Source organism: Streptomyces sp. NPDC007205, assembly GCF_040634095.1.
Taxonomy (GTDB): domain Bacteria; phylum Actinomycetota; class Actinomycetes; order Streptomycetales; family Streptomycetaceae; genus Streptomyces.
This window is the reverse complement of sequence record NZ_JBEYEW010000098.1, coordinates 1-6870: the sequence shown is the minus strand read 5'-3', so window position 1 is coordinate 6870 and position 6870 is coordinate 1. Positions and strand designations below refer to the sequence as shown.

Below are 6870 nucleotides of genomic sequence, written 5' to 3'. Positions count from 1 at the left end.
GGCTCAAGACGGGCCCACTGCCCGTTCGTCAGATCCCCACGTCCCACAGGACGTGATCATCAACCAACAAGATCAACTTTCGCAACAGACCCTAGCCACAACTCCCCTGCTGCGATGACGCGCCGCGTCTAGGGCCTACCTATCTCCCGTTCGCGGGCCGACAGCTCTCAGCCAGGGACCGTCGCGGCAGCTTCATACGGCGCCAGCCACCTCAACGAGCTGATGTCTTGAAGGCTCACGGAACCCAAGAGGCCAGCGCGCCGACCTCCCTATTGCGTTCCAGTCCACGTGCCAAAGCTCTTGGGGTAGCCGGACCCGTCGAAGTGGTCGAAGTGAGGGCCTACCGCATGGGGGCATGGAGGATGATCGGGTCATGCCCAAGAAGCCGCCGTCTCCGACCTACGTCGACCAGCTGCTATCCGAACTCACTGAAATCGAGGACTCCTACGCCTCCATCCTGGAGAACTCCCAGGGTACGGGCGAGGCAGATGGACCCAAGGGACGTTCAGGTCTTCGGTCATCCGTGGGCCTGGGTGTCGAGCACTCCTGAGGTTGAGGCCCGCCGGATGGAACTCCTGCGGCAGGTACGTGACTGGGCGCCGCGGTTCCGGCTCCTCTTCGGTCACCCCACGCCAGCCGTGCAGCGCAACTTGGACGACGGGATCCGGCTGCTGGAGGACTGGCTGGTCCGCGAGAGCCGGGTGAAGAACCGCGCGCCCAAGGACCTCCCCGGAACGGCGACGCGTCTGCGAGAGACTGTGACCGCACTGCGTGGGCTCGTTGAGCTGCTGCCGCAGGACGATTGGCCGGTGCGGCTGGTCGTCGACACGAACGCCTTGATGGACGACCCTGACGTCACGGTGTACCAGGGTGCCGTCGGCAGCCCGCGCTACATGGTGCACCTACTGCCCGTCGTACTGCGTGAGATCCACGACCTCAAGCGCAGCCACAGCCGCCCGGAACGCCGTGAGGCCGCGAAGAAGGCCGACCGAAGGCTGAAGGCGATGCGCGACAACGGAGACGTCCGCAAGGGCGCACGCGTCGCGGGTGACGTCTACGCCGTGCTTTTGGCGTCGGCGCCGGCCTTGATGTAGGTGTCGGCGGTGGCGGCAAAAGTGACGGTGGTGCCGTCGGTGCGGGTAATGACGAGCGCGGGCTGCCCTGAGCCGGCGCTGCGCGAGTGGAAGACCGCTGTGGACGGCTCCTTGCGACGAGCCATCAGGAAGAACGCCGCATTCCCGGAGGCGTAGGAGCGGGTCAGCGCGTCGGTCACATCGGCCTCGACCACCGCGTCGGCGCCGGTGACGGTGACGGTGTCCTGCAGGATCTCGCCCGTGCCGAGCGTCCAGATGTGATCTAGGACTAGATCGACCCGCCCCGGCCGTAACGCCTCCATCCGCGGACCTGGCAGCGCGCGCCCCTTGCGCTTGCGGAAGTGCTCGCGCAGATGCTTTGCCGCGCCCGCATAGTCACCCGCCTTGACCGCCCGCTCCACCGGCGCGAGCGTGGCCGCGGAAGCGCAATTGAGGCGAGCGGGCATGGACCAGCGTCGAGACGCGGCGTTCCATACGCCGAAGAAGGCGCGGTCGGCGTCCACAGCACCAGACTCAACCACAGCACCGCTGCGGAGGGGACTCTCTGCTCGGGCAGTGACCAGTGGGCCAAGCGAAGAACTCCCCAATCCGACAGCGCCAGCCCCTGTCAGAAGGCGCCGGCGGCTGAGGGAAGCCCGGTGGGTGGCGTGGTTCATGCGAACTCCTAGAGCATGGTGCGACGCGTACGGTGGGGCTTTCGGATTCACCGGGTGCGGGCCGAGCCAGCCCGGAACGTGATGGGTACGCGCCCTGCGTTCGATGAACCGGCGGAGCAGATGTGCGTATGTGAAGAGGACACCCAGTCGGCCGACATGATGATGCCGTCGGCGAGACCGCGGATTACCAAACCCGCTTCATGGTCGCCTTCCCACCGTGAGGGCGGCGGTTGCAGCGGTGAGCCAGGCGGGGTTGCAGCGGCCATGACGGACGACTCGCCCTTCAGTCCGACCTTGCGCGCCGCGCAGCCGGCCCGTGTCTCAGACCTCGCGAAATGCGGCAGCTGTCCGCTGCCTCGTGGCTGTCTAGTGGCTACGCGCGGCAACAGACGCTGTTTCCTGTATGGCAGCGCCTTGAGCGTGCGCACGTCCGGTGAATCAGTCCCGGCCATGGCCCGGGGAAGCAGCCCTGCACGTGCTCGCCGAACAGCGGGCGGCGCACGCAGCTCCGGCAGCGAACCAGCCATACCTGCTGCTGCGGCTGATCCGGTGTGCCCTGGCGATCCGGAACGCAGAGGCGAGGGCCTGATCGCTCCCAACCTGTCCGACCAGGTACAGCTGCAGCTGAAAGCGGCTGCGGTTGAGATCCTCGATCGGACCGGGATGCGGCGAGCATGCATTACTCCGCCGCCCGCCCAGTGACCGGGCAGGGTGTGTGCAGACCCTGCGGGAGTCGGCCCCATGACCACCACTCGGTGCGGCGGCTGCCGCTCGCGTGTTGGGTGACTCTGGTAGGGAACAGTCAGTGGACCTCGACCGCGCAGGCAGGCGATCATGTGCGACCGTGCGCTGCCGTTGCCATCATTGCAATCAAGGCTGCCGTCACTCCGGCTGGTACGACGGAAGGGCCGGGGACGCCCGGCCCCGGCGAGCAACGACAACGTCAAGACGGGCGAGGTGCAGGCAGCGAGTACCCCACGCTGCCGGATCCGGCGGCCGTCGTCCACGGTCGCGCGAGGGGTCGCGGCGCTTCAAGATCGTGAACACATCGGTCCGTCCCGGGCCGAGCAATGCTGGGGAGTCCTGATGAAGCTGAAAATCAGCCGGTTCTGCGTTGCCGCCCTCTCGGCGGTGGTGGCCTGTCTGCTGGCGATGCCCGCCATGGCGACGGGAGGCCTGACCTACCTCGGCAAGACCAGTGACGTGTTCACCGTCCATGACGTGGGCCGATTAGTGAACGATCCACGCAATGCCTTCTTCGTGCCTTACCACGGCAACCCGGTGGTCAGCGCGCCCAATCTGTACTCGCCCAACCCTGTGAAGGCGGACGGCGTCTGGAACATCTACTTCGGCGGCTGGCGTACCAAGGGCCAGGGCAACGACGAGATCTACCTGGCCACCACCCGCGATGACGCGCTGTCCAGCGGCTTCACCGGCGTCAAGACGGTCATCGGGCATGGCGTCTACGTGCACGTCAATGACCCGTCAGCGATCAAGCGACACTTCGGATGGGTCATGGCCATGACCACTGCCAGGTCGGGCAAGGGCGACGATCGGTGCTCGGTTCTCAGCTCCCGTGACGGCGTACGCTGGCCGCGGCTGACCGACTACAGCCACGAGGTCATCTTCCGAGACGCGCGCGTGACCAAATGCGCCCGCCCGTCACTGATCTGGAACGCGGAATACGGCAAGGGCGCAGGCCGGTGGGAGCTGTACTTCGACGGCACGGTCAATGGCGGGCCACCCTACCAGCAGCACCTGGCCGTCTCCAACGAAGCCATCCCCAGACACTTCACCCACGTGCAGCGGGTCGGCAGTTTCGTCGAAGGCGACATCCGCCGGCTGAACGGCAGGTACATCGCTGCCTACCGGAGAACCGACGCACCGAAGCCTTGGCACCTCCACTACGCCACCAGCCGGGACGGGGTCCGTTTCACCGACGCCGGTGAGCTGCTGGCGCCCGACCCACTGGCCGCCGGCGGCTACGACCGCTGCGGCGTCAACACCCCCGGCTGGGCGATCAACGAGAAGGGCCGCATCACCGCCCTGATGTACGCCGGCACCGCCAACTGCCACTTCACCGATCACAAGCTCGGCGTCGCCCTCCCACAAGCCGCGGCCATCCTTTTCACTGGCGGCATCGTGCACGTGCACCGACAGGCCACCAACGCCACCGTGCAGCGCATCGACACCCACCGGTACAAGAGAGTCAGTCGACTTCAGGTCATCGACCGGCCCCACGCAGCACCCCGCATCGATCAGGCCATCACCGGAACCCGCGGTGACGCATGGTCGGCCGGCGCTCGCACCTACACTCCTTTACCCCGTAAGGGCGCTACCGCCTCATCCTTCGCGTCGCTCGCATTTGTTGCCTCCAACACCATCGACGGCAGCTCAACAACCGCCTGGTCCTCCACTGGTGGTCCGGCGAACCGCATCGAATGGATCAGGGTCGACCTCGGCACCGCGCAACCCATCCGCCGGGTCGTCCTCACCCCTCGCAAGAAGGGTTGGGGATTCCCGGTCGACTTCACCATCCAGACCAGCCAAGAGGGAACGACGTTCACCAACGTCCGCTTCCAGCAGCACACCGGCTTCATCAACCCCGGTAACACCCGGGTATCGCTCGCCTTTACAGCCCCCGCCAAGGCCCGCTTCATCCGCGTCCTGGCCACCAAACTTGGCACGGACCCCTATGGCAACCGCTACTTCCAACTGGCAGAAGTCTCACCACAGAAGTAACAGGCCCCTCGGCTCCTCCAAGGCCCGGCCGAGCTGAGCGGACACGGCGGTCGACAATGCACGTCTCTCGTGCACAAGGGATCGGTGATGTCGCCTCCGAGAGCGGATTCGAGGACCCTCTTCGCCAGCTGCTGCAGCAGTCCGCCCCGCCGGCCCGCTTGAGCCAGCCAGCCTTGGCCCGGTCCACCGGCTGGCTGATCAACTGCTCGTCCAGCGGGTCAGGCTTCAGCCATCCCACGGTGAAACCTTTGCGAGGCAGCGAGGTCTCCAGGAGCAGAGCCTCCCTACGACGACTAGAGTAGTGCGCTTTGAACGGTGGCTCGGCGGCTCCAAGCGGCGGGTCGGCGGCCAGCTCGGGACTGTGGACGGTGCCATCGGAATGGACGATGACCGGCGGGGAATGGCCGGCCAGGGAGAATGAGCAGGTCTGGGTGATGGGGTCGAAGGCGGCGTACAGGCAGGTCGCGTAGCAGTCCTCGCCCAGGTCGCTGACCAGGTCATTGAGACGGCTGAGCAGTTCGTCCGGGGGTATGTCCAGGTCGGCGAGGGTGCGCACCGCGGTGCGCAGCTGGCCCATGGTGGCGGCTTCGGAAATGCCGTGTCCCATACTGACATCGGCTCGTCAGGGTGAGGTTCGGCCAAGTCCCTGATGGGTCTGGAGTGGTGGCCGTATCCCGGGGTGTGTGAGATATGCGGATGGGGGCGGGCTGACTGCCGCGGGACGCCGACGCCGGGAGACTGTGCGGCTGCAGGCGGCCGAGCTGTTCGAGCGGAAGGTCAAGCCATCGGAGGTCGCGCGGCAACTGAGGGTGAGTCTGAAGTGGGCCTACAGTGGCATCAGTTGTGGCGGGACGGCGGTGTGCAGGCTCTGGTCTCCCGTGGCCCGAGCGGTTCGTGGTGCCGTCTGTCCCCGTGCTGTCTTCAGAAGCTGGCCGGGTATCTGGAGCAGGGTCCGGCCGCGCACGGCTGGGTGGAGGACCAGGTGTGGACCGCGGCGAGGGTGGCCACGCTGATCGGCAGGAAGTTCCACTCTCCTACAGCGTCTCGGGGGCTACTCGATTGATGCACCGGCTGGGCTTCAGCCCGCAGGTCCCCGCGCGGCGGGTGGCCGAGCGGGACGAGCAGGCCGTCACCGTGTGGAAGGAGGCGACCTGGGCCGAGGCAAAAGAGCCCGGGCGGCCTGCGGAGGCTACATCTGTTTCGAGGACGAGGCAGGCTTCACCCGTCGGCCGCCCCAAGGACGCACCTGGGGCCGGCGCGGCCGCACCCCGGTCGTGACAGTCAGCGGGCGGCGCTCGGGGCGCCTGTCGGTGGCCGGTCTGATCGCCCTGCGGCCCGGCTCCCGGACCCGGTTGTGCCACCGCCTGCGCACCCACCCAGCGGGCAAAGGCAAGCGCCGCAGCATGGGCGAGCGGGACTTCATCGCACTGGTCGACGGCGTCCACCAGCTTGTCAAGGCGCCGTTCGTGCTGGTGTGGGACCGCCTGAACACCCATGTCTCCCGCGCCATGGGCGAACTGATCGCCGAGCGCGCATGGCTGACAGGTGTTCGTGCTGGCCGCCTACTCACCCGACCTCAACCCGGTCGAGTGGGTATCGGCGCATGTCAAACGCAGCCTGGCCAACCTCGCCGTCGTCGCCCTCGACCGGCTCGAAGCACTCGTACGCAACCGGCTCAAACGCCTTCAGTACCGGTCCCGCACCCTCGACGGCTTCATAGCCGGCACCGGCCTGACCCTCGACCACCCAGCATCACCTTGACGAGCCGAAATCAGTAACGTCACAATCCCCGAGAGTCAGGTCGCCAACAGGCCGATCTATATGGCCCTCGCGGTCCCGGCCGAGCCTTGGCCATGGCGACCTTCGTGGCGACTGCGACCTCGTCGCCGATGCCGACCCGGCGGCACGGTCGCTCGACGGTGTTCCCCTCCTTGTAGAGATCACCTGCCATGGCATGTGGGGCGGCCGCCTCGGCGGCCTGTCTTCTTCCGGTTGGCAGCCTGGTCCTTCTTCTCGGGAATGACTGCCTTGACGTTGCGTGTCCGCAGGCAAGAGCGGTATCGCTGGAAGAGTGGGCCTACACAGCGACCAGCTCCCACTTCCCAATCGGCGACCGAGTCGTCGTGGGGAGCGGGGCGGCCAAGCCTCCGGAGCCATCGACGGCAGCCAGCTAAAAGCCACACCCCCCTCCCCTGGATGCCGGGCCTTGACCCCTGATCTTGGACACACGAGACACTGAGCCTTTTCCAACCTGCCTCTGAGGTACGGCGGTTGGGCTGACAACGTGGTGAAGCCCCTGGTAGACGAGTTTTCGACCAAGAGAACCGTCTCCACCAGAGGCTTCACGTGCTTGTTTACCCGTCGGGCGTCGACGTGTC

At 66.7% G+C, this 6870-nt stretch carries 3 protein-coding genes and 4 pseudogenes; 4 read left to right on the top strand and 3 right to left on the bottom strand.

What is annotated here, in order from left to right:
- Window positions 1-566 precede the first annotated feature (566 nt).
- Window positions 567-1094 carry a PIN domain-containing protein gene (locus ABZ624_RS41525; RefSeq protein ID WP_360100686.1) on the top strand — a complete coding sequence of 176 codons (528 nt, stop codon included), beginning with the start codon at window positions 567-569 and terminating at the stop codon, window positions 1092-1094.
- Here ABZ624_RS41525 and ABZ624_RS41520 read toward each other — a convergent pair.
- Window positions 1055-1597 carry a hypothetical protein gene (locus tag ABZ624_RS41520; RefSeq protein WP_360100683.1) on the bottom strand — a complete coding sequence of 181 codons (543 nt, stop codon included), beginning with the start codon at window positions 1595-1597 and terminating at the stop codon, window positions 1055-1057. The genes ABZ624_RS41525 and ABZ624_RS41520 overlap by 40 nt on opposite strands.
- Window positions 1598-2836: 1239 nt before the next feature.
- Here ABZ624_RS41520 and ABZ624_RS41515 point away from each other — a divergent pair.
- Window positions 2837-4492: a discoidin domain-containing protein gene (locus tag ABZ624_RS41515; RefSeq protein ID WP_360100680.1), complete on the top strand. Its 1656-nt coding sequence runs from the start codon at window positions 2837-2839 to the stop codon at window positions 4490-4492.
- 307 nt (window positions 4493-4799) lie between these two features.
- Here ABZ624_RS41515 and ABZ624_RS41510 read toward each other — a convergent pair.
- Window positions 4800-5108 (bottom strand): annotated as a pseudogene (locus ABZ624_RS41510) (PP2C family protein-serine/threonine phosphatase); the annotation flags it as partial.
- 130 nt (window positions 5109-5238) lie between these two features.
- On the opposite strand from ABZ624_RS41510, the pseudogene ABZ624_RS41505 reads away from it, so the two are divergent.
- Both ABZ624_RS41505 and ABZ624_RS41500 read left to right on the top strand, forming a co-directional pair.
- A pseudogene (locus ABZ624_RS41505) lies at window positions 5239-5770 on the top strand (winged helix-turn-helix domain-containing protein).
- A pseudogene (locus tag ABZ624_RS41500) lies at window positions 5767-6253 on the top strand (transposase). The pseudogenes ABZ624_RS41505 and ABZ624_RS41500 overlap by 4 nt, the downstream one beginning before the upstream one ends.
- A 148-nt stretch (window positions 6254-6401) precedes the next feature.
- On the opposite strand, the pseudogene ABZ624_RS41495 reads toward ABZ624_RS41500, so the two are convergent.
- A pseudogene (locus ABZ624_RS41495) lies at window positions 6402-6549 on the bottom strand (IS5/IS1182 family transposase); the annotation flags it as partial.
- Between the last annotated feature and the right edge of the window lie 321 nt (window positions 6550-6870).